The organism is Rhodococcus jostii RHA1 (assembly GCF_000014565.1).
Taxonomy (GTDB): Bacteria; Actinomycetota; Actinomycetes; order Mycobacteriales; family Mycobacteriaceae; genus Rhodococcus_F; species Rhodococcus_F jostii_A.
Genome location: NC_008268.1, coordinates 2,036,812 through 2,062,008 on the forward strand (window position 1 = coordinate 2,036,812; position 25,197 = coordinate 2,062,008).

23 protein-coding genes are annotated in these 25,197 nt (G+C 68.3%); 6 read left to right on the forward strand and 17 right to left on the reverse strand.

Annotation, left to right across the window (positions count from 1 at the left end; all coding sequences use genetic code 11):
* Positions 1-5: 5 nt before the first annotated feature.
* Positions 6-278: a YciI family protein gene (locus RHA1_RS09345; RefSeq protein WP_009474622.1), complete on the forward strand. Its 273-nt coding sequence runs from the start codon at positions 6-8 to the stop codon at positions 276-278.
* Between the two features lie 71 nt (positions 279-349).
* Here RHA1_RS09345 and tuf read toward each other — a convergent pair whose 3' ends face one another.
* From tuf to RHA1_RS09415, 14 genes are all read right to left on the reverse strand, one after another.
* Complete coding sequence (gene tuf / locus RHA1_RS09350; RefSeq protein ID WP_005252203.1) at positions 350-1,540, reverse strand: elongation factor Tu; 1,191 nt, start codon at positions 1,538-1,540, stop codon at positions 350-352.
* Positions 1,541-1,629: 89 nt separating this feature from the next.
* The gene (gene fusA / locus RHA1_RS09355) at positions 1,630-3,732 is read right to left on the reverse strand and encodes an elongation factor G (protein WP_009474623.1); all 2,103 of its coding nucleotides are present in this window, start codon (positions 3,730-3,732) and stop codon (positions 1,630-1,632) included.
* A gap of 161 nt (positions 3,733-3,893) precedes the next feature.
* The gene (rpsG, locus tag RHA1_RS09360; RefSeq protein WP_005252199.1) at positions 3,894-4,364 is read right to left on the reverse strand and encodes a 30S ribosomal protein S7; all 471 of its coding nucleotides are present in this window, start codon (positions 4,362-4,364) and stop codon (positions 3,894-3,896) included.
* The gene (gene rpsL / locus RHA1_RS09365; protein ID WP_005252198.1) at positions 4,364-4,738 is read right to left on the reverse strand and encodes a 30S ribosomal protein S12; all 375 of its coding nucleotides are present in this window, start codon (positions 4,736-4,738) and stop codon (positions 4,364-4,366) included. Before rpsL ends, rpsG begins: the two co-directional genes overlap by 1 nt.
* A gap of 362 nt (positions 4,739-5,100) precedes the next feature.
* Positions 5,101-5,640: a DUF3558 domain-containing protein gene (locus RHA1_RS09370; protein ID WP_011594824.1), complete on the reverse strand. Its 540-nt coding sequence runs from the start codon at positions 5,638-5,640 to the stop codon at positions 5,101-5,103.
* 11 nt (positions 5,641-5,651) lie between these two features.
* Positions 5,652-6,176, reverse strand: coding sequence for a DUF3558 domain-containing protein (locus RHA1_RS09375; RefSeq protein ID WP_009474625.1), 525 nt, complete (start codon positions 6,174-6,176; stop codon positions 5,652-5,654).
* A gap of 38 nt (positions 6,177-6,214) precedes the next feature.
* Positions 6,215-6,952, reverse strand: a complete 738-nt coding sequence (locus RHA1_RS09380) for a TetR/AcrR family transcriptional regulator (protein ID WP_011594825.1) — start codon at positions 6,950-6,952, stop codon at positions 6,215-6,217.
* Between the two features lie 59 nt (positions 6,953-7,011).
* A complete protein-coding gene (locus tag RHA1_RS09385) occupies positions 7,012-7,812 on the reverse strand; it encodes an enoyl-CoA hydratase family protein (RefSeq protein WP_011594826.1) in 801 nt (266 codons plus the stop codon).
* Entirely contained in the window at positions 7,812-9,002 is a 1,191-nt protein-coding gene (locus RHA1_RS09390) for an acyl-CoA dehydrogenase family protein (RefSeq protein ID WP_011594827.1), read from the reverse strand. The genes RHA1_RS09385 and RHA1_RS09390 overlap by 1 nt, the downstream gene beginning before the upstream one ends.
* Complete coding sequence (locus tag RHA1_RS09395; RefSeq protein ID WP_011594828.1) at positions 8,999-11,008, reverse strand: acetyl/propionyl/methylcrotonyl-CoA carboxylase subunit alpha; 2,010 nt, start codon at positions 11,006-11,008, stop codon at positions 8,999-9,001. The genes RHA1_RS09390 and RHA1_RS09395 overlap by 4 nt, the downstream gene beginning before the upstream one ends.
* An 8-nt stretch (positions 11,009-11,016) precedes the next feature.
* Positions 11,017-12,615 (reverse strand): acyl-CoA carboxylase subunit beta, encoded by a 1,599-nt coding sequence (locus tag RHA1_RS09400; RefSeq protein WP_041811305.1) that lies wholly within the window; start codon positions 12,613-12,615, stop codon positions 11,017-11,019.
* Positions 12,612-13,760: an acyl-CoA dehydrogenase family protein gene (locus RHA1_RS09405; RefSeq protein ID WP_009474631.1), complete on the reverse strand. Its 1,149-nt coding sequence runs from the start codon at positions 13,758-13,760 to the stop codon at positions 12,612-12,614. The genes RHA1_RS09400 and RHA1_RS09405 overlap by 4 nt, the downstream gene beginning before the upstream one ends.
* A complete protein-coding gene (locus RHA1_RS09410; RefSeq protein WP_011594830.1) occupies positions 13,757-15,463 on the reverse strand; it encodes an acyclic terpene utilization AtuA family protein in 1,707 nt (568 codons plus the stop codon). Before RHA1_RS09410 ends, RHA1_RS09405 begins: the two co-directional genes overlap by 4 nt.
* The gene (locus RHA1_RS09415) at positions 15,460-16,251 is read right to left on the reverse strand and encodes a TIGR03084 family metal-binding protein (RefSeq protein ID WP_011594831.1); all 792 of its coding nucleotides are present in this window, start codon (positions 16,249-16,251) and stop codon (positions 15,460-15,462) included. Before RHA1_RS09415 ends, RHA1_RS09410 begins: the two co-directional genes overlap by 4 nt.
* Between RHA1_RS09415 and RHA1_RS09420 the strand changes: the two genes are divergently transcribed.
* From RHA1_RS09420 to pepN, 4 genes are read left to right on the forward strand one after another with little or no spacing between them, the layout of a single operon-like run.
* Positions 16,229-17,197, forward strand: a complete 969-nt coding sequence (locus RHA1_RS09420; protein ID WP_011594832.1) for an SDR family oxidoreductase — start codon at positions 16,229-16,231, stop codon at positions 17,195-17,197. The genes RHA1_RS09415 and RHA1_RS09420 overlap by 23 nt on opposite strands.
* A 57-nt stretch (positions 17,198-17,254) precedes the next feature.
* Positions 17,255-18,055 carry a crotonase/enoyl-CoA hydratase family protein gene (locus RHA1_RS09425; RefSeq protein ID WP_011594833.1) on the forward strand — a complete coding sequence of 267 codons (801 nt, stop codon included), beginning with the start codon at positions 17,255-17,257 and terminating at the stop codon, positions 18,053-18,055.
* A gap of 19 nt (positions 18,056-18,074) precedes the next feature.
* Positions 18,075-18,929, forward strand: a complete 855-nt coding sequence (locus RHA1_RS09430; protein WP_011594834.1) for an EamA family transporter — start codon at positions 18,075-18,077, stop codon at positions 18,927-18,929.
* A 37-nt stretch (positions 18,930-18,966) separates the two neighbouring features.
* Entirely contained in the window at positions 18,967-21,477 is a 2,511-nt protein-coding gene (gene pepN / locus RHA1_RS09435) for an aminopeptidase N (RefSeq protein WP_011594835.1), read from the forward strand.
* Here pepN and RHA1_RS09440 read toward each other — a convergent pair.
* Positions 21,467-22,909: an FAD-dependent oxidoreductase gene (locus RHA1_RS09440; protein ID WP_011594836.1), complete on the reverse strand. Its 1,443-nt coding sequence runs from the start codon at positions 22,907-22,909 to the stop codon at positions 21,467-21,469. The two genes, pepN and RHA1_RS09440, sit on opposite strands and share 11 nt — an antisense overlap.
* A gap of 106 nt (positions 22,910-23,015) precedes the next feature.
* Here RHA1_RS09440 and RHA1_RS09445 point away from each other — a divergent pair, with 106 nt between their 5' ends.
* Positions 23,016-23,576, forward strand: coding sequence for a TetR/AcrR family transcriptional regulator (locus tag RHA1_RS09445; protein ID WP_011594837.1), 561 nt, complete (start codon positions 23,016-23,018; stop codon positions 23,574-23,576).
* Here the strand turns inward: RHA1_RS09445 and RHA1_RS09450 are convergent.
* The gene (locus RHA1_RS09450) at positions 23,552-23,884 is read right to left on the reverse strand and encodes a hypothetical protein (RefSeq protein ID WP_011594838.1); all 333 of its coding nucleotides are present in this window, start codon (positions 23,882-23,884) and stop codon (positions 23,552-23,554) included. The genes RHA1_RS09445 and RHA1_RS09450 overlap by 25 nt on opposite strands.
* Before the next feature lie 82 nt (positions 23,885-23,966).
* On the reverse strand, positions 23,967-25,169 hold the full coding sequence (locus RHA1_RS09455; RefSeq protein WP_011594839.1) for an adenylate/guanylate cyclase domain-containing protein: 1,203 nt from the start codon (positions 25,167-25,169) through the stop codon (positions 23,967-23,969).
* Positions 25,170-25,197: the final 28 nt, after the last annotated feature.

A 25,197-nucleotide genomic window follows, 5' to 3' on the forward strand; every position in this document is an offset into this window, starting at 1 on the left:
GTGCCATGGAATACGTGGTGTTCTACGCGACCGATCCGACCACCGCCGCCCGGATTCCGGAGATCTATCCACGACACCGGGAGTACCTCGACGCGTTCGCCGCGGAAGGTGGGCTGCTCGGTATCGGACCGTTCGACGACCCGGCGAGCAACGGGTCCATGGCGGTCTTCAGCAGCCGCGAGCGCGCAGAACAATTCATCGCCCGCGACCCGTTCGTCCTCGAGGGCATCGCGCATCCCAGCGACATCCGAGAATGGGATGCGTTGAACTACCGCTGAGTGTCACACCCCGAAAACGCCAATGGCGCCCACCCCGGAGGGTGAGCGCCATTGGCGTTGGTGGAGCTAGATCACTTGTTGATCTTCGTGACCTTGCCGGCGCCGACGGTACGGCCGCCTTCGCGGATCGCGAAGCGCAGGCCCTCGTCCATGGCGACGGGCTGGATCAGCTTGACGGACATCTCGGTGTTGTCACCGGGCATGACCATCTCGGTGCCCTCGGGCAGCGTCACAACGCCCGTCACGTCCGTGGTACGGAAGTAGAACTGCGGACGGTAGTTGTTGAAGAACGGCGTGTGGCGGCCGCCCTCGTCCTTGGACAGGATGTACGCCTGGCCCTCGAACTCGGTGTGCGGGGTGGTGGTGCCGGGCTTGACGACAACCTGTCCACGCTCGACATCTTCGCGCTTGATACCACGAACCAGCAGACCGACGTTGTCACCGGCCTGGCCCGAGTCGAGGAGCTTGCGGAACATCTCGATACCCGTGACCGTGGTCTTGGTCTTGGTTTCCTTGATGCCGACGATCTCGACATCCTCATTGACGTTGATCACGCCACGCTCGATACGACCGGTGACGACGGTGCCACGACCGGTGATCGTGAAGACGTCCTCGACGGGCATGAGGAAGGGCTTCTCGGTCTCGCGGACCGGGTCCGGGATGGACTCGTCGACCGCAGCCATGAGCTCGAGGATGTTCTTGGTCCACTCCGGGTCGCCCTCGAGCGCCTTGAGTGCGGAGACCTTGACAACCGGAGCGTCCTCGTCGAACTCCTGCGCAGCGAGGAGCTCACGGACCTCCATCTCGACGAGCTCGATGATCTCGTCGTCGTCCACCATGTCGGCCTTGTTCAGGGCGACGAGGATGTACGGCACGCCGACCTGGCGGGCGAGCAGCACGTGCTCACGCGTCTGGGGCATCGGGCCGTCGGTGGCCGCGACCACGAGGATGGCGCCGTCCATCTGCGCCGCACCGGTGATCATGTTCTTGATGTAGTCGGCGTGACCGGGAGCATCGACGTGCGCGTAGTGGCGCTTCTCGGTCTGGTACTCAACATGCGAGATGTTGATCGTGATACCGCGAGCCTTCTCCTCAGGAGCCTTGTCGATCTCGTCGAAGGCCGAGGCCTCGTTGAGATCCGGGTACGCGTCGTGCAGAACCTTGGTGATGGCCGCGGTCAGCGTGGTCTTGCCGTGGTCGACGTGACCGATGGTGCCGATGTTCACGTGCGGCTTCGTCCGCTCGAACTTCGCCTTCGCCACTGTGTGTCCTCCTGGACTGATTGATGCTTGCGGTATGCAGCAGTGCGGTTGTTATTACTGGGTCGTGCTTCGGCCGGCTGGAACCGAGGTTACTCGCCGGTCGCCTTGGCGATGATTTCCTTCGAGACGTTCGCGGGAACCTCTGCGTAGGAATCGAACACCATGGAGAAGTTCGCCCGGCCCTGGGTCTTCGACCGCAGATCACCGATGTAACCAAACATCTCCGAGAGCGGAACCAGCGCCTTCACGACACGGGCACCACTGCGTTCCTCCATGGCCTGGATCTGGCCACGGCGGGAGTTCAGGTCGCCGATCACGTCACCCATGTACTCCTCGGGTGTCGTGACCTCGACAGCCATGAGCGGCTCGAGAATGACCGGGCCGGCCTTGCGGGCGGCTTCCTTCAGCGCCTGCGAACCGGCGACCTTGAAGGCCATTTCCGACGAGTCGACGTCGTGGTAAGCACCGTCGAGCAGCGACAGCTTCAGGTTCACCAGCGGGTAGCCGGCGAGAACGCCGTACTGCATCGCGTCCTGCGCGCCTGCATCCACGGACGGGATGTACTCGCGCGGGATACGACCGCCGGAGACCTTGTTCTCGAACTCGTAGGTGGCACCGTCTTCGCCGACGAACGGCTCCAGCGCGATGATCACCTTGGCGAACTGGCCCGATCCACCCGTCTGCTTCTTGTGGGTGTAGTCGTGCTTCTCGACCTTCTTGGTGATGGTCTCGCGGTAGGCAACCTGCGGCTTGCCGACGTTGGCCTCGACCTTGAACTCGCGACGCATACGGTCGACGAGGATGTCGAGGTGGAGCTCGCCCATGCCGCCGATGACGGTCTGGCCGGTCTCCTCGTCGAGCTCGACGGAGAACGTCGGGTCCTCTTCGGCGAGCTTCTGGATCGCGGTGCCCAGCTTCTCCTGGTCGGACTTGGTCTTGGGCTCGATCGAGACCTGGATGACCGGGTCCGGGAAGCTCATGGACTCGAGCACGATCGGCGCGTCCTGTGCGCACAGGGTGTCACCGGTCGTGGTGTCCTTCAGACCGATCATCGCATAGATGTGGCCGGCCACGGCCTCGTCGACCGGGTTCTCCTTGTTGGCGTGCATCTGGAAGAGCTTTCCGATGCGCTCCTTCTTGCCCTTGGTCGCGTTCATGACCTGGGCGCCCGGATCGATCCGGCCGGAGTACACGCGGACGAACGTCAGCTTGCCGAAGAACGGGTGCGAAGCGATCTTGAAGGCCAGAGCCGAGAACGGCTCGTCCTTGCTCGGCTTACGCGTGAGGATCTCTTCTTCGTTGCCCAGGGCGTGACCCTGGACCTCGCCGATGTCCAGCGGGTTCGGCAGGTAGTCGATGACCGCGTCGAGCATGGGCTGAACGCCCTTGTTCTTGAACGCGGAACCACACAGCACCGGGTACAGCTCGGAGTTGACCGTCATCTTGCGGATGGCGCCCTTGATCTCCTCGACGGAGAGCTCCTCGCCGGCGAAGTACTTCTCCATGAGCTTCTCGTCGGACTCGGCAACCGTCTCGAGCAGCTTCTCGCGGTACTCGGCAGCCTTGTCGGCGAGATCGGCCGGGATCTCCTCGATGGTGGGCTCGGCGCCGATGGCGACCGTGCCACGCCAGGTGACAGCCTTCATCTCGACCAGGTCGACGACGCCGTCGAAATCGTCCTCGGCGCCGATCGGCAGCTGCAGGACGAGCGGCTTCGCGCCGAGGCGGTCGATGATGGTCTGAACCGTGAAGTAGAAGTCCGCGCCCATCTTGTCCATCTTGTTGACGAAACAGATGCGCGGAACGTCGTACTTGGCGGCCTGACGCCACACCTGCTCCGACTGGGGCTCGACGCCCTCTTTGCCGTCGAACACTGCGACGGCGCCGTCGAGCACGCGGAGCGAACGCTCCACCTCGACGGTGAAGTCGACGTGGCCCGGCGTGTCGATGATGTTGATCTGGTTGTTGTTCCAGAAGCAGGTCACCGCGGCAGAGGTGATCGTGATGCCGCGTTCCTTCTCCTGTTCCATCCAGTCCGTGGTCGAGGCACCGTCGTGCGTCTCACCGATCTTGTAGTTGACACCGGTGTAGAACAGGATGCGCTCGGTGGTCGTGGTCTTGCCGGCATCGATGTGCGCCATGATGCCGATGTTGCGGACCTTGTTCAGGTCGGTCAGCACTTCCTGTGCCACAGGATTCTTCCCCGCTCGTAGCTCGTGTATCGGGTGTCGGCCTCCCCGGTGTTCCACCAGCGGGGCCGTTGTCTCGAGTTGTAGATCAGCCGGTCCCCGGTAGGGGCCCGACGTGCGACGACGCCGGAGCAGTCACGGTAGGTGACTGCTCCGACGTGACGTCACCAGCGGTAGTGGGCGAATGCCTTGTTGGCTTCGGCCATCTTGTGAGTGTCCTCACGGCGCTTAACAGCGGCACCCAAGCCGTTGCTGGCATCGAGGAGCTCGTTGGCGAGACGCTCGACCATGGTCTTCTCGCGGCGCTGCCGGGAGAAGGTCACGAGCCAGCGGAGCGCGAGGGTGGTGGAGCGGCCCGGACGGACCTCGACCGGCACCTGGTAGGTGGCGCCACCGACACGGCGGCTGCGGACCTCGAGGGCAGGCTTGACGTTGTCCAGTGCGCGCTTGAGGGTGACGACCGGGTCGGTGCCGGTCTTCTCGCGCGCCTGCTCGAGTGCTTCGTAGACGATGCGCTCGGCGGTGGACTTCTTGCCGTCCAGGAGAATCTTGTTGACGAGCTGCGTCACCAGGGGCGAACCGTAGACCGGGTCGTTGATGAGCGGACGCTTCGGAGCGGGGCCCTTACGTGGCATTAGCTCTTCTCCTTCTTGGCGCCGTAGCGGCTGCGGGCCTGCTTGCGGCCCTTGACACCCTGGGTGTCGAGCGAGCCACGGATGATCTTGTAGCGCACACCGGGGAGGTCCTTCACACGACCACCGCGGACGAGCACCATCGAGTGCTCCTGCAGGTTGTGACCCTCGCCCGGGATGTAAGCGGTGACCTCGACGGAGCTGGTCAAGCGCACACGCGCGACCTTACGGAGCGCCGAGTTCGGCTTCTTCGGGGTGGTGGTGTACACGCGGGTGCACACGCCACGACGCTGCGGGCTGCCCTTGAGGGCTGCCGTCTTGACCTTCGCGGTCTTGTCGCGGCGGCCCTTGCGGACCAGCTGGTTGATGGTTGGCATTTACCGGCTTTCTTCGTGTTGAACAGACTGCTCTGGACAAGCAACCTTGGCTGTTCTGAAATTAGGGATCTAGCAGTTGGGGCAAGAGAGCTGCTGCCCCTCACCCGCACCTCGAGCTGCACCCGAGGTCGGGTGTGTCGCATACCCCCACACAGGCAGCCGGATGCTCGTTCCATGCAGATATCTGCACGAACGCGCGCACGGCAATACCTCGCTAGGCACACAGATCGGCCCGGGCATGCCGGACACGACCCACAACGATACCCGGCGGCGCGCCGGAAGGTCAAAGTGGGCTGGCAGTGGTAAGGGCTGACCTGCGATGTGGGGTACTGCTCGGAGCTGTCGGTACGGACACGGGCACATCAACTACTCAGATTGAGCGTCAGATCCGCAAGCGTCGATGCCGCTTCACACGGGTCTGCCGCCCCCGTCTGGAACTGTACCCACCAGCCGACGACGCCCGCGGAGGGAGATCCGACCGTCACTCCGCACGCCCCCGGATCGCCGGGGGGACGCATCACGACGGCCTTGCGGCCCTGGATGGTGGAGGACTCCACGGTGTACCCGAGCTTCTCGCCGGTCGACTTCTCCGTGTCGAGGGAACCCGTCTCGAACCAGTTGAACGTCACCTTCACGGGACCGTTGGCGCCGACCGCGTCCCAGCGGCAGATCGCGCCGAAGAAGCCCCGTTCGATGGCGTCTGCACCGACGGTCTGGGCGATCTGTTCGTCCGCGACAGCGTTGCATTCCTCCAGCAGGGCCGTGAATTGTTCGGTGTCCCCGGACGAGGACGCCCCCTCCGCCCTGGGCGAGCCCTCGATCGTCGACCCGCACCCCGCGATCAGCCCGACCGCGGTGGCCGCGGCCAGTACCCGCACCGCACGCCACGTCCCGCTGCTCATCACTCCCCCGCTCACTTGGCCCTCGACACGCTGAGTTCGGCGAGATCGCGCGCCACCGTGCACGGGTCCGCCGCGGGTTGCGCGTCCGCGTACATCACCGACCAGTGCACGAAGTCGCCCCCGAACTCCACACCGAGTTCGCACAGAATTCCTTCGGACGACGCAATGAATCCGGGATGCCCCTGGATGTCGATGTCGGTGGCCGGCCTGCCGATCAGCTCGGAACCCGCCCGCTCGCGGCCGATGGGACTGCCGCGGTACCAGGAGAACGTGACGCTCGGACCGCCTATTCCCGCGGTTTCCCACTCGCAGCCGACGGAATTACGCGTCACGCCGGTGAAGGGCGGCATCCCGAACGCCTTCGCCACCTCGTCGTCGGTGACCGAACCGCACTGACCGAAGAACGGGCCCGGGTCGGTCACCTGCGGGAGTTGCTGCGCGGCGGGTTCGGTACCGGAATCGTCTCCGTCTCCCCCACAGCCGGCCAGACCGGCCGCGACGGCGATCAGGACGAGCGCTCCCCATTTCCGGCCCATGGTCGGTGACTCTACCGATCCCCGCGCTCTTTGCCCGATCAGTCGAGAACGGCCACGTCGAGACTCCGCGGCTCTACCGATTCACCGCTCCGCGGCTCTACCGATTCACCGCTCCGCGGCTCTACCAACTCACCGCTCCGCGGCTCTACCAACTCACCGCTCCGCGGCTCTGCCAACTCACCGCTCCGCGGTAGTGCCGCGTCCAGCTGCGCCGCCCACTGGCGCACGATCTCCGCCCGTCGTTTGGAGTCGTCCGTGAGCACGTCGGCCAGACCGAGTCCGCGGGCGAGATCGAGGGTGGCCTGGACAAGCCGGTGCGCCACCGGATCGGCGTCGTCGAACCCGAAGTGCTCGACGGCGGTGCGGTGCGCGACCCGCCCGAACCGTTCCTCGAGCGGCACGATCCGGGCCCGGAGTTCGGGGTCGGCGGCGGCGGCCGTCCAGACCTGCAGCGCCGCCTTGAACAGGGTGCCCGTGTAGTAGTCGACGAGCCGCGACACCACGGCCTCGGTGCGTCCCTCCCCGGTCGGCAGGTCGGTGGCCTCGCGGCGGGCCTGCTCCATCCGGGCGTCGAACATGACCTCGAGGGCCGCGGTGATGAGGTCCTCGCGGGTGGGGAAATGGTGCTGGGTCGCGCCGCGGGACACGCCGGCGCGCTGGGCCACGAGGCTCACCGTGGTGGCACCCCAGCCCGACTCGGCGAGGCAGTCGATGGTGACCTCGAGGAGATGTCCGCGCGTGACCCGGCTACGGTCCTGCTTCGGTTCGCGGGTCATGTGTCACTTCCTCTCGTCGCGCTGCGCGCCCGTGAGCGGGTGACGAGTCCTGAGACTCGTCAACCACGCACGGGGCCGGAGGCCCATCTCGGCGGCCGCTTCTGCAGAAACGCCATCATGCCCTCCCGCGCCTCCTCGGATTCGAACAGCCTCGCCGACTGGGCGGTCAGCTCGTCGGTGTAGCGGTCGAAATCGGCGAGCACGCTCCGGGTCGTGAGGGTCTTCGACTCGGCCAACCCCTGCGGCGAGGCCTGCCGCAACTGGTCGAGCAATTCCTGGACGGTGTCCTCGGGATCCTCGTCGGACTCGCTGATCAGCCCGATGGCCTCCGCCTCGTGGGCACCGAACTTCTCGCCCGTGAGGAGGTAGCGGCTCGCGGCGCGCGAATCGATGCGGGGCAGCACGGTCAACGAGATGATCGACGCGGCGAGTCCGAGCCGGACCTCGGTGAGCGCGAACGTGCTGCGCGGGCCGGCGACGGCGATGTCGCAGGCCCCGACCAATCCCATGCCCCCGGCCCTGACGTGACCGTCGATCCGGGCGATCACCGGCTTCGGCAACTCGACGATCGCCCGTAGCAGTGCGGCCATCTGCCGGGTGCGTGAGCCGACGTCGCCGGACGTCTCACTCAGATCCGCCCCGGCGCAGAACGTGCTGCCGGTGTGGGTGAGGACGACGCCGCGGACGTCGTTGTCCGCGGCGGCGTCCCGCAATCCCTGCAGCAGTTCGTCCACGAGCCTGCCGGAGATGGCGTTCCTGTTGTGGGGCGAATCGAGGGTGAGGGTGGCGAACCCCCGGTTCACCTCGTACCGGACGTACCGGTCGGATTCCACGTCGGTCATGTGCTGTCCGTTCGACATCAGTACGACTTCGGCAGCCCGAGCGAGTGCTGGGAGACGAAGTTGAGGATCATTTCCCGGCTCACCGGGGCCACACGGGCGATGCGTGCCGCACCGAGCATCGCCGCGAGACCGTATTCCTTGGTGAGACCCGCGCCACCGTGCGTCTGGACGGCCTGGTCGAGTGCCTTGATGCTGGCCTCGGCGGCGGCGTACTTGGCCATGTTGGCGGCCTCGGCGGCGCCGAAGTCGTCGCCGCTGTCGTAGAGGACGGCCGCCTTCTGCATCATCAGCTTGGCGAGTTCGAGTTCGATCTTGATCTGCGCCAGCGGATGCGAGATGCCCTGGTGCGCGCCGATCGGCTCCTTCCACACCGTGCGGTCCTTCGCGAACCGCACCGCGGCGTCCAGCGCGTAGCGGCCCATGCCGATCGCCATGGCGGCGCCGAGGATGCGTTCGGGGTTGAGACCCGCGAACAGCTGCATCAACGCCGCGTCGGCCTCGCCGACGAGCGCGTCGGCGGGCAGCCGGACGTCGTCGAGGAACAGCATGAACTGGTGGTCGGGCTCGACGATGTCCATCTCCATCGGCGTCTTCACGAAGTTCTCGGCGTCGGCGGGGACGATGAACAGTGCAGGCTTCAGCTTGCCGGTCTTCGAGTCCTCGGTCCGCGCGACGATCAGCACGGCGTCGGCCTGGTCGACCCCGGAGATGTAGATCTTGTTCCCCGACAGCAGCCAGTCTTCGGCTTGACCATCACCCCTCGCTTCGCTCGACCGGACCCGCCGCGCAGTGGTCGTGATCTGGTGCGAGTTCGAACCCGCGTCGGCCTCGGTGATGCCGAACGCCATGATCTTCGAGCCGTCGGCGAGGCCGGGGAGCCAGGTCTGCTTCTGCTCCTCGGTGCCGTACTTGCCGATGATCGTGCCGCAGATGGCCGGCGACACGACCACCAGCAGGAGGCCGGCGCCGTGGGCCGCGAGTTCTTCCTGGACGAGGGCGAGTTCGTAGATGCCTGCGCCGCCGCCCCCGTATTCTTCGGGGAGATTGACGCCGAGGAAGCCGAGTTTGCCGGCCTCGTTCCACAATTCGGTCAGCGGTTCGCTGCGCCGCGCCCGGGGCAACACGTAGTCGACGTAGTTGAACCGCTCCCCGAGCCTCGACACGGAGGCGCGGAGTTCCTTCTGTTCTTCGGTCTCGATGAAGCTCATAGTTCTCCTTCAGGCTGCGCTGCTTCGACTACTGCAAGGACCGTTCCCACGTCGACCTGCTGACCGGCGGTCACGGAAAGTTCGGTGAGGACGCCGGAGGCCGGTGCCTTGATCGTGTGTTCCATCTTCATCGCCTCGAGCCACACGATCGGCTGACCGGCGGTCACGGAGTCGCCTGCCGCGGCGCCGACGCGGATGACGGAACCCGGCATCGGCGCGAGCAGCGACCCCTCGGCGACGACGGCGCTCGGATCGGTGAATCGCGGTGCGGCGTGCAGGCTCACCGGGCCCAGGGCGGAGTCGACGAACACGTCGTCGCCGTACCGGGACACCTCGAACGAGCGGCGCAGCCCCGCGACGTCCAGTGCGACGTGACGGGCCGTGGCCGACACGAGCGCGACGTCGTCGAAACCCTCGGCCTTCAGCCCGTACCGGGTGAGCAGGTACCGGATCTCGATGTCACCGCCTCCGCCCGTGAACGTCTTGCTCTGCGGCGCGGACGCCAGGTTCCGCCATCCGCTGGGCAGCGAGGTGTTCACCGTCGCGACGTCGCGGTTGTGCGCGGCGTCCGCGAGTGCGGCGGCCAGCGCCGACAGTCGCTCGGTGTCGGCCGAGGCCAGCGGACGGGCCAGCACGTCCAGCCCGTGGGTGTCGAAGAACGCGGTGTCCGTGTCGCCGGCGAGGAATGCCGGGTGGCGGAGCACGTTGACGAGGAGGTCGCGGTTGGTGCGCAGTCCGTGAATCTGCGCGCGGCCCAGGGCCGCAGCCAGCCGGGTGGCCGCCTGCGTGCGGGTAGGCGCGAACGAGATGACCTTCGCGAGCATCGGGTCGTAGTGCACGCCGACGGTGGAGCCGTCGACCACGCCGGAGTCGAGGCGGATCCCCGGGGAGCGCAGGACGTCGAATTCGACCGCGTTCTCGGGCAGGTCCAGACGGTGGACCGGTCCGCTCTGCGGCTGCCAGTTCTGCGCCGGATCCTCGGCGTACAGCCGGACCTCGATGGAATGGCCGGACACGGCGGGCGGTTCGGGGTCGAGCCTGCCGCCCGCAGCGACCTGCAACTGCAGGTCCACGAGGTCGAGGCCGGTGGTGCACTCGGTGACCGGGTGTTCCACCTGCAGCCGGGTATTCATCTCGAGGAAGAAGAAGTTCCCCTGGTCCGGGTCATCTCCCCCTCGCTCCGCTCGACCGGAAGCCAGGAACTCGACCGTCCCCGCACCCTCGTAGTCGATGGCCTTCGCCGCGAGCCGGGCGGCCTCGAACAGTCGCTCGCGCATCCCGGGGACGGCGTCGACCAACGGTGACGGCGCCTCTTCCACCACCTTCTGGTGCCGACGCTGGATGGAGCATTCACGCTCCCCCACCGCCCAGACGGTTCCGTGCCGGTCGGCCATCACCTGGACCTCGATGTGCCTGCCCGTTTCCAGGTAGCGCTCGCAGAACACGGTCGGGTCACCGAAGGCCGATTGCGCTTCGCGGCGGGCCCCTTCCAGCTGTTCCGGGAGGTCCGCGAGTTCACGCACGACACGCATGCCGCGTCCGCCACCGCCTGCGGACGCCTTGACGAGCACCGGCAGGTCCGCTTCGGTGACGGCGTCCGGGTCGAGTTCGGTCAGCACCGGGACTCCGGCGGCGGCCATCATCTTCTTGGACTCCACCTTCGAACCCATCATTTCGATGGCGGGCGCTGGCGGGCCGATCCACGTCAGGCCCGCCTCGTGGACGGCGCGCGCGAAGTCCGCGTTCTCGGAGAGGAACCCGTAGCCGGGGTGGATGGCATCGGCGCCGGCGAGCAGTGCCGCCTCGATGACGAGGTCACCGCGCAGGTAGGTGTCGGCGGGACTGTTGCCCGGCAACCGGACCGCGGTGTCGGCCTCGGCGACGTGCGGGCTGAGGGCGTCGGCGTCCGAGAACACGGCGACGGTCCCGATGCCTGCGCGGCGGCAGGTGGCGAAGACGCGGCGGGCGATCTCACCACGATTGGCAACCAGTACGGACTGGATCATGTCGGGCCTCACATCCGGAAGACGCCGAAGTTCTCGGCGCCTTCGATCGGGGCGTTGGCAATGGCCGACAGGCACATTCCCACCACGGTTCGGGTGTCGCGCGGGTCGATCACGCCGTCGTCGTAGAGGCGACCGGACAGGAACATCGGCACGGATTCCGCCTCGATCTGGTTCTCGATCATGGCGCGCATGCCGGCGTCTGCCTCTTCGTCGAACGCCTGCCCGCGGGATTCGGCGGAGGCGCGGCTGACGATGGAGATGACCCCGGCCAGCTGCGCCCCGCCCATGACTGCGGATTTGGAGCTGGGCCAGGCGAACAGGAAGCGGGGGTCGAATGCGCGTCCGCACATCCCGTAGTGGCCGGCGCCGTAGGACGCACCGAGCAGGATCGAGATGTGCGGGACGGTGGAGTTGGAGACGGCGTTGATCATCATCGACCCGTGCTTGATCATCCCGCCCTCCTCGTACTCCTTGCCCACCATGTAGCCGGTCGTGTTGTGCAGGAACAACAGTGGCGTGTTCGAGCGGTTGGCGAGCTGGATGAACTGGGTGGCCTTCTGCGATTCCTCGCTGAACAGCACGCCGCGCGCGTTGGCGAGGATGCCCACCGGATATCCGTGCAGTTCGGCCCAGCCCGTGACGAGCGACGATCCGTACATCGGCTTGAACTCGTCGAAATCGGAGCCGTCGACGATGCGGGCGACCACCTCGCGGGGATCGAACGGGATCTTGAGGTCGGCGGGGACGATGCCGAGCAGTTCCTCGGGGTCCTCGAGGGGTTCGATGACCTCGGCCCGCGGCGCGGGACCCTGCTTCTTCCAGTTGAGGCGCTTGACGATGCTGCGGCCGATCCGGATGGCGTCCTGCTCGTCGACCGCGAAGTAGTCGGCGAGGCCGGACTTGCGCGCATGCATCTCGGCGCCGCCGAGGGTTTCGTCGTCGGATTCCTCACCGGTGGCCATCTTCACGAGCGGCGGTCCGGCGAGGAACACCTTGGACCGTTCCTTGATCATGACGACGTGATCGGACATGCCGGGGATGTACGCGCCGCCTGCCGTCGAGTTGCCGAAGACGAGGGCGATGGTCGGGATACCCGCGGCGGACAGCTGGGTGAGGTCGCGGAACATGCGACCACCGGGGATGAACACTTCCTTCTGGGTGGGAAGGTCGGCGCCGCCGGATTCCACGAGGGAGATGACGGGGAGCCTATTCTGCCGGGCGATGTCGTTGGCGCGGAATCCCTTCCGCAACGTCCACGGATTGCTGGTGCCGCCGCGGACCGTCGGGTCGTTGGCGACGATCAGGCACTCGACGCCCTCCACCACGCCGATACCGACGACAGTGCTGGCGCCGACCGGGAAGTCGCTGCCCCACGCCGCGAGCGGGCACAGTTCGAGGAACGGCGAGTCGGGGTCGAGGAGCAGTTCGATGCGTTCGCGGGCGAGCAGCTTGCCGCGCTTCTTGTGCCGTTCGGTGTACTTCTCGCCGCCGCCCGCGAGCGCCTTGGCGTGCTCGGTGTCGATCTCGGCGAGCTTGTCCGTCATGGCCTTCGCCGCCGCGGCGTACTCTTCGGAACCCGTGTCCAGCGTGGACTTCAACGTGGTCATGACTGATACCCCAATCGCTTGGCCGCGAGCCCCGTCAGGATCTCGGTGGTACCGCCACCGATCCCGAGGATGCGCATGTCGCGGTACTGCCGTTCCACTTCGCTCTCCCGCATGTAGCCGAGGCCGCCGAACAGCTGGACGGCCTGGTTGGCCACCCACTCGCCCGCCTCGACGGCGGTGTTCTTCGCGAAGCAGACCTCCGCGATGAAGTCCTCGTTCGACACGAGCGAACGCTCTACCAGCGCTCGGGTGTAGACGCGGGCCACGTCGGTCTTGCGCGCCATCTCCGTGACCGTGTTCTGCACGGACTGCCTGCTGATCAGCGGACGGCCGAACGTCTCGCGGTCGCGCACCCACTGCAGCGTGAGGTCGAGGCACCGTTGTGCGCTCGAATAGGCCTGCGCGGCGAGGGCGATGCGCTCGGTGAGGAACGCCTGCGCGATCTGCGCGAACCCGCTGTTCTCCTCGCCGACCAGGTTTGCGGCGGGCACCCGCGCGTCGACGAACGACAACTCGGCCGTGTCCGACGCGCGCCAGCCCATCTTGTCGAGTTTGCGTGCCACCTCGAATCCCGGTGTGCCCTTCTCGATCACGAGCAGGGAGACCCCGGATGCGCCGGGACCGCCGGTGCGGACGGCGGTGACGACGAAGTCGGCCCGCACGGCGGAGGTGATGAACGTCTTCGACCCGTTGACGACGTAGTGGTCGCCGTCGCGGATCGCGGTGGTCCGCAGATGGCCGACGTCGGAACCGCCGCCGGGTTCGGTGATGGCGAGCGAGCCGATGAGCTCGCCGCGCAGGGTGGGGCGGACCCACTTCTCGATCTGCTCCGGGTCACCGGCCGCGGCGAGGTGCGGCAGGGCGATTCCCGACGTGAACAGGGAAGCGAACGCCCCGCCCGAGGCCCCCGCCTGATGGAATTCCTCGCAGATCAGTACGGCGTCGACGAGGTCTCCGCCCTCGCCTCCGACGGATTCGGGGAAGCCGGCGCCGAGGAGTCCCAGCTCGGCGGCCTCCCGGTGCAGCGCGCGGGGCAGTTCGCCGTCGCGTTCCCAGTCGTCCAGGTGCGGCAGTATCTGCCGTTCGACGAAGCTGCGCACCGTCTTGCGCAGTTCCTGCCGTTCGGGTGTGTCCCACACGCTCACAACGTCGTCCCTTCGGGAAGGAGTGCTTCCGGTATGTCGAGGTGCCGGGATCTCAGCCATTCGCCGAGACCTTTGGCCTGCGGGTCGAACCGGGCCTGGGACGCGACGCCCTGCCCGAGGATTCCCTCGATCACGAAGTTGACGGCGCGCAGTTTCGGCAGCACATATCTCGTGACGGTGAGGTCGGCGGCCTCCGGGAGGAGGCGCTTGACTTCGTCGACGGTCAGGGCGTGGGCCAGCCACCGCCACTGTTCGTCGGTACGCACCCACACACCGACATTCGCGTTGCCGCCCTTGTCCCCGCTGCGCGCCCCGGCGATGGTGCCGAGCGCCACCCGGACCGTGGGTTCGGCGCCCCGCGGCTCCGGGAGCGCGGGTTCGGCGACGTCCTCGAGTTCCCGGACGTCGGTGGCGGGTTCGATGTCGACGCGCGTTCCGTCCGGCAGCACCGCGACGTGCGGCACCTCCTTGGCGTACACGTATCCCGGGGTGAACACGCCGTACGGCTGCCCCTGCCCGGGCGGCGCCGTCAGCGTGAATCCGGGGTAGCTCGCAAGTGCCATTTCGACTGCGACGGAGGAGAATCCGCGTCCGACCGCGTTGGCGTCGGAATCCCGGACCACGCAGCGCAGCAGCGCGCTCGCGGCCTCCTCGGTGTCGGCGTCCGGGTGATCGGTGCGGGCGAGCGACCAGTCGAGTTCGGCAGGCCGGGCGGGAAGCCACCCCTCGAGCTGCCGCTTCACCAGGGCCGCCTTGGCCTCGATGTCGAGGCCGGTGAGGACGAACACGGCCTCGTTGCGGAATCCCGCGAGCGTGTTCAGCGACACCTTGAGCTGCGGCGGCGGCGCCTCCCCGGTGACACCGCTGATGCGCACGCGGTCGGGTCCGTCCTGCGACAGTGCGGCGGAGTCGATCCGCGCGGTCACGTCGGGACCGGCGTAGCGGCCACCGGTGATCTCGTACAGCAATTGCGCGGTGACGGTACCGACGTTCACGGCGCCGCCGGTCCCGGGGTGCTTGGTGATGACGGACGAACCGTCCGAGTCGATCTCGGCGATCGGGAATCCGGGACGGTCGAGGTCGTCGATCTCGGTGAAGAACGCGTAGTTGCCGCCCGTGGCCTGGGTGCCGCATTCGATGACGTGCCCCGCCACCACGGCGCCGGCGAGCTGGTCGAAAGCGTCTCGCTGCCAGCCGAAGTGCGCGGCCGCCGGGCCCACGATCACGGACGCGTCGGTGACACGCCCGGTGACGACGACGTCGGCGCCGGCATTCAGGCATTCGACGATGCCCCACGCGCCGAGGTAGGCGTTGGCGGTCAGCGGGCTGCCCAGCCCCAGTTCGGCGGCCCGGCCGATGAGGTCGTCGCCTTCGACGTGGGCGATCTTCGCCTGCAGCCCCAGCTTGTCGCTCACCTCCCGCAACGCGTCCGCGAGACCGGCCGGGTTGAGGCCGCCGGCGTTGGCGACGACGCGGACTCCCTTGTCGAGGGCCAACCCGAGGCAGTCCTCCGCCTGACGGAGGAATGTCTTGGCGTACCCGCGGTTCGGGTCCTTCATGCGGTCGCGGCCGAGGATCAGCATGGTGAGTTCGGCGAGGTAGTCGCCGGTCAGGTAGTCGAGCTCGCCGCCTTCGAGCATCTCGCGCATCGCCGACAACCGGTCGCCGTAGAAGCCGGAGCAGTTGCCGATCCGCACGGTCATCGGGTTCCCGCCTCACGCCCGCCGCCCGCGGGGCCCGCGAAGGCCTGAGCGATGTTCAGCCACGTGTCCGCATCGGCGCCGGTGGCCTCGAGGGCGAGATCCGCCCGGTTCGCGCGCTGGGTGACGAGAAGGCAGAAGTCCTCGGCGGGCCCGGTGACCTTCTGCGCGGCATCCTCGGGTCCCCACGTCCAGACGGACACCCCGTCGGGGGCGGTGAGTTCGACGCGGAACTCCTCCGCGGGTGGGGCGAGTTCGTTGACGGCGTAGGCGAAGTCGCGGGTGCGGACACCGAGGTGGGCGATGCTCTTCAACCGCTCGGTGGGTGTGCGCGGCACCGAGAGCGCGTCGGCGACGTCCTGGCCGTGTGCCCACGTCTCCATCAACCGGGCGGTGGCCATCGAGGCCGCCTTCATCGGCGGGCCGTACCAGAGGATCTTCTGCCCGGGCGGCACCGACAGGAGGGCCTCCGCGAGTCGGGCGCGGGCCGAGCGCCAGGCCGCGAGCAGTTCCGCGGGTTGCCGCCGGGCGTGCTCCTCGGCACCGGCATCGACGAAGCCGGCCGGGTTCGAGGCGGCCACCGTGAGTTGCTCGGTGAAGCCGTCGGGGTCGGTGATCGCCAGGAGGGCGGCCTCGTCGGTCCACAGCAGATGTCCGATCTGGTGTGCGATGGTCCAGCCCTCGGCCGGCGTCGGATCGGCCCAGCGGGAGTCGGGGAGGTCGGCGACCAGGGCGTCCAGTGAATCGCTCTCGGCGCACAAGTCGTCGATGAACCTCTGCAGTTCAGCCATGCGACCAGCATCACACCGGCCCCAGAAAAAAGCAAGCACGATTGATTGTTATTTGGCTGCGGATCGCCCGGCGAGGTGCCACGCTGGTCACGTGATACGACAGTTGCTCACCCATGCCGCGCTCAACCCACTCCCCTCCCCGCGCGCACTGGCCGCCCGAGTCGTACCGGGAACCGGCCACCGCATCACCGGGAAACGGATCCTCGTCACCGGTGGTTCCTCGGGAGTCGGGGAAGCGGCCGCACGCCGGCTCGCCGCGCTCGGCGCGGAGGTCGTCCTCGTGGCCCGCGGCTCCGACGCCCTCGAGTCGGTGCGCGACGACATCCTGCGGTCCGGTTGCGACGCGCACGCCGTTCCCTGCGACCTCACGGACCCGGAGTCCGTCGACGCCCTCGTCGCTCAGGTGCTCGGGGAGATCGGCCCCGTCGACGTACTCGTCAACAACGCCGGGCGGTCGATCCGGCGGACGGTCGAGGACTCACTGGACCGATTCCACGATTTCGAACGCACCATGGCCGTCAACTACTTCGGCTCGACGCGGCTGACCCTCGCGTTGCTCCCGTCGATGATCGAGCGCCGCAAGGGCCACATCATCAATGTCGCGACGTGGGGCGTGCCTGCCGGTGTCATGCCCAAGTTCTCCGCCTACCACGCGTCCAAGGCTGCCGTCGGCGCGTTCGGCCGGAGCCTCGGCGCCGAAGTGCGCGACCGCGGAATCTCCGTGACCACCCTGGACTTTCCCTTGGTCCGGACGCCGATGATCGCGCCCACCACGGACTACGACGCGATGGCCGCCCTGACTCCAGGGCAGGCGGCGGAATGGTTCGTCACCGCCGTGCGCACCCGGCCGATCGAACTGCTCCCCAGTTACGCCGAACTGTTCCGGCTGCTCGGCACGTTCGCGCCGTCCGCCACCGACGCACTGGTACGGCGCACCGGCATCTGAGCGCAATGACAGACTGGGACGGTCTCGAATCCGCGCTCACACCCGAGGGAGTCGTCCATGACCGACGCCGTGCTCACCACCCGCGAAGGCGACATCGTCACCTGGACGCTCAACCGTCCGGAGGCGCGCAACCCGATCTCCGAGCCGGACGTGATCGAGGCGCTCGAGAATGCGGTGGCCGACGTCAACGGTGATCCCAGCGTGCGCGTCGCGATCGTCACGGGTGCGGGTTCGGCGTTCTCCTCCGGCGGCAACGTCAAGCACATGCGCGACCGCGCCGGAATGTTCGGCGGCTCCCCCGCCGACCTGCGGCAGGGCTACCGGCACGGTATCCAGCGCATCCCGCTGGCCCTCTACCACTGTGAGGTGCCGACCATCGCCGCCGTCAACGGACCCGCGATCGGTGCCGGATGCGACCTGTCCCTGATGTGCGACATGCGGATCGCCTCCACGGCCGCCGTATTCGCGGAGAGCTTCGTCAAGGTCGGACTCGTCCCCGGCGACGGCGGCGCCTGGTTCCTGCCGCAGGCCGTCGGGATGGCGCGGGCCAGCGAGATGGCGTTCACCGGCGACGCGATCGACGCCGCGAAAGCCCTCGAGTGGGGACTCGTCTCGCAGGTCACCGAGCCCGAGGAACTCCTCGGCGCGGCACGAGCACTCGCCGAGCGGGTGGCGGTCAACCCGCCGCAGGTGCTGCGGATGACCAAGAAGCTGCTACGCGAAGGCCGTCACCAGAGCCTCGAGAGCCTCCTCGAACTGTCGGCGGCCATGCAGTCGCTCGCCCATCACACCGCGGACCATCACGAGGCGGTCGGCGCGATGCTCGATCGCCGCAGCCCGAACTTCACCGGCGAGTGAACCCGGGCATCGCACACCGGTGACAGCCGAGCCGCGCAGTCAGCTTCTTCCCGTCGTCTCGGTCCTCGGATCGGTGCTGTCCGTCCAGTTCGGCGCCGCCTTCGCGAGCACCCTGTTCGAGGCGGTGGGCGCCAGTGGCGCGGTGTCGCTGCGGCTGACGATCGCGGCGATCATCCTCGGGGTGATCGTGCGGCCGCGGTGGCGACGGTGGACGCGAACGCAGCGCGAGGGCATCCTCGCACTCGGAGTGGCGCTGGCCGTGATGAATTCGGCGTTCTACGAGGCCCTCGCGCGGCTCCCGCTCGGCACCGCCGTCACCATCGAGTTCCTGGGTCCGCTCACCCTCGCCGCCGTGCTGTCGCGAAGACTGCGGGACGGTGTGTGGGTGCTGGCGGCGCTGACCGGCGTGGTCATGCTCGGCGTGCGCGAGAACTCGGGCGCCGAGGCCCTCGACCTCGTGGGGGTGGCATTCGCGCTCACCGCCGGGGCGGCGTGGGCCGGTTACATCGTCGCCGGCTCGAACCTCGCGGCAACGGTTCCCAGCGCGGACGGCCTCGCCGGCGCGAGCATCGTCGCGGCGGCCCTGACGCTTCCGCTCGGCGCCATGTCCGGCGGCACCGCACTGTTCGACCCCCGGATCCTGGCCGTGGGCGCGGCGGTGGCCCTGCTGTCGTCGGTGATCCCGTACTCGCTCGAGCTACGGGCGCTGCAGGTGATGAACAAAAAAGTGTTCGCCGTGCTCATCGCGCTCGAGCCTGCGGCCGCGACCCTCGCCGGGGTGATCGTGCTCGGGCAGGTCCTCGGACTGCAGTCGCTGGCCGCGATCGCGCTCGTCGTCGCGGCCGGCGTCGGCTCCGTCCTGAGCAACCGGTAGCGGCACGGCCTGCGGGCGGGGCTGGCAGGATCGACGCGTGAGCACAGCGAACCTGACCCGAGCCGAAACCGCCGAACGTTCCCGCGCGATCGACGTTCTCGGCTATCGGGTGGAACTGGACGTACTCGGCGCCGTCGACCGGGAGGTCGGGACGTTCGCGACCACCACGACCGTCGAGTTCACCGCCCGCACGTCCACGACCTGGCTCGACTTCCTCGGCGCCGGTGTGGAGTCGGTGACGGTCAACGGCGCCGACGTCCCCGTCGACTACGACGGCGCCCGTATCGCGTTGACCGGACTGCGTGAATCCAACGTCGTGACCGTCGCCGCTCGGGGCGAGTACAGCCGTTCCGGTGAGGGTCTGCACCGGTTCCTCGACCCGGCGGACGGGCAGACGTACCTGTACACGCAGTACGAACCGGCGGACGCGCGGCGGGTGTTCACGTGCTTCGAACAGCCGGACCTGAAGGCGCCGTTCACGTTCGTCGTCACCGCGCCGGAGGAGTGGGAGGTGGTCTCCAACCAGCAGGTCGCCGAGCGGGAAGACACCACCGGTGGGCAGGTGGTCACGTTCGCGCCGACCCTGCCGATCTCCACCTACATCACCGCCGTCGCGGCCGGGCCCTACCACCGGGTCGACTCGGAATGGAGTGGCGGCGACGTCACGATCCCGCTGGGCGTCCTGTGCCGCGCCTCGCTCGCGCGGTACCTCGACGCGGACACGATCTTCGAGATCACCCGGCAGGGGCTGGGGTTCTTCACGGAGAATTTCGACTACCCCTACCCGTTCGGCAAGTACGACCAGGTGTTCGTCCCCGAGTACAACCTCGGCGCCATGGAGAACCCCGGCTGTGTGACGTTCACCGAGGCGTACGTGTTCCGCGGCGCCGCCACCGACTCCCAGTACGAGGGCCGGGCCAACACGATCCTGCACGAGATGGCCCACATGTGGTTCGGCGACCTCGTCACGATGGTGTGGTGGGACGACCTGTGGCTCAAGGAATCGTTCGCCGACTACATGGGCGCACTGGCCAACGCGGAGGCCACCCGGTGGACCGACGCGTGGGTGGCCTTCGCCAACCGTCGCAAGGCGTGGGCGTACCTGCAGGACCAGTTGCCGACGACGCATCCGATCGTCGCGGACATCGTCGATCTCGAGGCCGCGAAACTGAACTTCGACGGCATCACGTACGCGAAGGGCGCCAGCGTCCTCAAGCAACTCGTCGCGTACGCCGGGCGTGATGCGTTCTTCGAGGGGGCACGCCGCTACTTCCGCGCCCACGCCTTCGGGAACACCACCCTCACGGATCTGCTGACGGAACTGTCGGCCACGTCGGGCCGGGACCTGACGAGCTGGGCGCGCGCCTGGTTGCAGACCACCGGCGTGTCCGCACTGAGCCTGCAGCGCGGCGCCGACGGGCGCGCCTCGATCGTGCAGACCGATCCGCGTCCACACCGCCTCGGCGTCGGGCGCTACGACTTCGACGGGACCGGCGACCTCCTGTGCGTGGAGCGGGTCGAGGTCGACCTCGCCGACGCCCACACCCCGATCGATCTCGCCGACGCGCCGCTCGTGTTGCTCAACGACGCCGACCTGACGTACGCGAAGGTGCGGCTGGACGACCGATCGCTGACCACCGTCGAGACCTCCCTCGACCGGGTCCGCGACCCGCTGGCGCGTGGCCTGATCTGGTCGTCGCTGTGGAACGCGACCCGCGACAGCGAACTGGGTGCCACGCGGTATCTGTCGATGGCCCAGCGGTTCTCGCCGGCGGAGTCGCACCTGACCCTCCTCACGTCGGTGCAGGCCAACGCCCCCTATGCGATCGAGCACTTCTTCCCCGAGACCTCGCGCGACACCGCCCGCCTCGACTGGCTCGAGCACACCTGGCGCGCGTTGTGGAACGCCACGCCGGGTTCGGGAAGCCAACTCGCCTGGGCACGGGCGGTGGCGTCTGCAGCGGCGATGGACGGCAGTCGCGCGGCCGGCATCCGGTCGATTCTCGAGGCCGGCGGGCCGGCACCGACCGGCCTGTCGCTCGACCCGGATCTGCGCTGGGGATTCTGGGGCGCGCTCGCCGCCACCGGGCACGCCGACGACGCGGACCTCGACGGTGAGCTGCGCCGCGACGACACCGGCTCCGGCCGCACCGCGTACCTGCGGGCGAGTTTCTCGCGACCGGACCCGGACGTGAAGGCGAAGGCCTGGGAATCGATCTTCCACGACCGCACACTGTCCAACGAACATCTCGGCGCGATCATCGCCGGGTTCCGCGCAGGTGCCCGGAACGACCTCGTCGAGGGATACGCTGCCGACTACTTCGCCTCGATCCGCTCGGTGTGGGAGGAGCGCAGTATCGAAATCGCGCGGCGGATCGTGGTCGGGCTGTTCCCGTCCGAGCCCACACTCGACGCGGCGGACGGTTGGCTCGCCACCCACGCCGATGCGCCCGCCGCGCTACGACGGCTGGTGCTCGAGCAACGGGATCATCTCTCCCGGGACCTGCGAGCGCAGGCGTTCAACAGCCATTCGGACGTCACCGGCTGACCGGCCGGGCACCGTTCGACGTGCGGGCCGTCCACCGTTCCAGGACGCCCCGCCACAGCCCGGACGCACTGTCGCCCGCCCAGGCGATGTAGCCGTCGGGACGCACGAGCAGTGCGGGGCCCTCGTCGGTCCGGGTCACCGCGCGGACATCGCCCGGGACAGGAACCCCGTCCTCGGTGACCAGGACGAAACCGCCCGAGCGCATCACCTCGTACAGCCGTCCGCCGTCGGTGGGCAGGTCGTCGGCGCGTCGGCCGACGAGGGTGCTCTCGCCGGCGACGTGGCCGTACCCGATTCCGATCCCCGAGAACATCCGGGCGATCGCGTCGCCGATCGCCGGGAAGCCGAGAAGCGCCGCCACTAACCCGTTCCGGATCTTCCGGAGGATCCACGGCCTGACAATCATCATCCGCATCGTGGCACCGCTCGACCGCAGAACCAGCCGGCCCACCGGGTGCCGCTCGGAGTGGTACGTGTCGAGCACCGCGTCGTCCGCGCCGTCCAGGACGGCCGCGAGCTTCCATCCGAGATTGACGGCGTCCTGAATGCCGGTATTCATTCCCTGTCCGCCAGCAGGGGAATGCACGTGGGCGGCGTCACCGGCGAGAAACACCCGGCCCGTCCGATACTGCAGGACCTGCCGTTCGTCGCAGTGGAAACGCGACTGCCACCGCACGTCGCCGAGGCCGTAGTCCGTGCCCATGGCGACTTCGATGGTGCTGCGCAGTTCCTCCCGGTCCACGGGCGCGGTGTCGTCCACCTGATGCCGCCGGTTCCAGGCGATCACGCGAAACAGGTTGTCGCCGTACGGTGCGATGAACGCGAATCCGTCGCGGACGGCGTTGACGGTCACGAGATTGTCCGGTGGGTTTTCGAGTTCGACGTCGGCGAGCATGATCGACCGCAGCACGGCCTTGCCGGGGAACGGTTGCCCGATCATCGTCCGCACCGCGCTGTGCGCGCCGTCCGCACCGACCGCATACGTCGCGAGGAACGTGCTGTCGCGTCCAGAATTGTCGTGGCCGTGAACGCGCACGCCGTTCCCGTCCTGCTCCACCCCGGTCACGGTGAACCCGCGGATGATGTCGGCGCCCCTGTCCCGGGCGTGTTCCTCCAGGAGTGCGTCGACGTTCCGCTGCGGGGTGACGAGGACGAACGGGAACCGGGACCGCAGGCGCCCGAGGTAAAGCGCTGCACCGCGCCACAGCTTCAGACCGGGTGAGGCGGCGCCGGTGGCGACGAGTCGGTCGGCGAGTCCGCGGGCGTCGAGCAGTTCGAGGGTGCGGGCGTGGACGCCGAATGCGCGGCTGAGGGTGGACGGCGCGGCGCGCTTGTCCAGCACCGTCACCGATCGGCCGGCCGCCGCCAACTCTCCCGCGAGCATGCATCCGGTGGGTCCCGCGCCGATCACCACCACGTCGATGTGCTTCATGACGTTGCCTCCGATCGAAAGTGCCCCAGCTAAGTCAACAACTGTTGACTTCAACGGTAGGCGCATCCCGGCGCCAGGTCAACAGCTGTTGACTTACACTCTGAGAATGCCCGACCGCCGCGCCCGCTCCGCCGTCGCCACCCGCGCCGCGATACTCGACGCCGCCCGCGCCCGATTCGGCACCGACGGCTACGAACGCACGACGATGCGCGCCGTCGCGTCGGATGTGGGCGTCGACCCCGCACTGGTGGTCCGGTACTTCGGCAACAAGGAATCACTGTTCGCCGAGGCCGCCGAATTCGATCTGCACCTGCCCGACCTCCACGACGTTCCCGCGAAGGACCTCGCGACCGTGCTCATGCCGCGCTTCTTCGCGGTGTGGGAGAACGACGGCGCGTTCCTCCCCCTGCTCCGCGCGGCGGCGAGCAGCCCGCGGGCCGCCGAGGCGATGTTGCAGGTCTTCGCCCGCCAGGTGGCGCCCGCGCTGGCCGTGGTCACGGCGGACCGCCCGGACGAACGCGCGGCCCTCGTCGGGTCGCAGGTCCTCGGACTCGCCTTCTCGCGCTACGTACTCCGGGTGCCGCCCGTGGCGGACATGACGCACGAGCAGCTGATGCGCTGGGTCGGGCCGGTGCTCGAGTACTACCTCACGACCGAACCGCGGTAGCCCTGCCGGTGATGCCTGCCGCCGTTCAGCATCCAGCGGGCGTCGAGCTCGCTCGTGCTGCGGTGGTGCCGCCTGATCGTGAACGATGTGATCGGCAACCGCTCGACGACGCTCGCCTCGGCACGCGCATCGCCCGCGATGCCCTGTTCGAGAACCGAATACGCGGTGTGGTTGACCGAATGCACGGCCAGCCGGAGCGCGTCGAGCGCCGTGGGTCGCGGCCCGAACGCGGCGAGCGTGTGACCGCCGTCCACCGCGGTTTCGACCACCGCGTAGAAATGCCAGTCTGCGCCCGAATCGCCAGTCATGATGCGCCTCACTCGATGTGCTTCTGTGAGCTGTGCCATGACGATATCGCGGGGGTACGACACGTTTTCGGAGCCGCGTCGCTCAGGCGACGGACCGGCGGCCGATCCCGAAGAGCTCCTGGGGGACGTCGATCCCCTTGAGGCGGTGACTGCCCGCCGGTTCACCCCAGAACTCGTCGGTGTCGAGTTCGTCGTAGAACTCGCCGGTCACGACCACCTCGTGAGACGGCGCGACCGCGACGACGCGGCTCGCCATGTTCACGGGCCTGCCGAACCAGTCGCCCGCGCTCGGCACGGCTGTGCCCCAGGCGATCCCGGCCCGCAACGGCGGAAGCCCCTCGGCGCGGGCGGCCTGCACGAGGTCGAGCGCGGTGTATGCCAGCGCGTTGGGATCGGGCGAGACCAACATGACGGCGTCGCCGATCGTCTTCACCAGACGCACCGGCGGAAGCACCAGATCGGTGGCCAGCCCGTCCAGCCGCTCGGCCACCCGTCCCAGATCGGCGGGCGCCACCTGCTCACCGAGCAGCGTGAATCCGACGAGGTCGGCGAAGCAGACGCCGATCTCCTGCGCCCCTCGAACCTGCAGGTTCGAGTCCCTGGCGATACCCACCGCATCGGAGCGCAGTTGGTGGCGCAGAGTCGTGGCGATGAGGTGTGCCAGGATCTGCGCCTCGAAATCCGCGATGCGCCGCACCTCGACCGCGTACCGCAGGGCCACCTCGGGGTGATCCCGCGTCGCCTCGAGTCGCTCCTGTAGGAGCGCGTCCGCGGCGTCGGCGACCGTCCAGAGGTTGCGGCCGAGGACCCGGGCGGCCGCGAAGATTCCGCTCTCGTCGAGCCCCAGATCCCGGTACTGCTTGAGTCCGCGCGCGAGGTCGAGGTCGCCGTCGTCGTAGAACGTCCCGTCCTCCGACGCACCCCGGCCGATCGCCCGGAACCACCGCCGGGCGTCCTCCACGGTGACGCCGGTCTTCTCGGAGATCTCGTCGATGCCGTACCGGCCCTTCGGCGCCAGCGCGTGCTCGAGCAGCAGGTGCGCGAGCCGATTGTTCCGCGAGGCGGCGCGGAGTTCGTCGATCGACACCCCGTCCTCGATCAGGGTGTTCAGGACGCCCATCCGCGCAGAGCGATCCGATCCGCTGAGTCCGTCGAGGAGGCCGGCGGCCTCGAACTCGTGGACTTGCGTGGGCGGCGGACCCGGGCGTCGAAGCGGGCGAGGCGGCGGGGACACCAGACGTCCCGTTCGGGGCGTGATCCGTCGGGGCTGTCGCGGGTTGCGCACGCCCTCATCGTCCCAGGAACGACGCCGC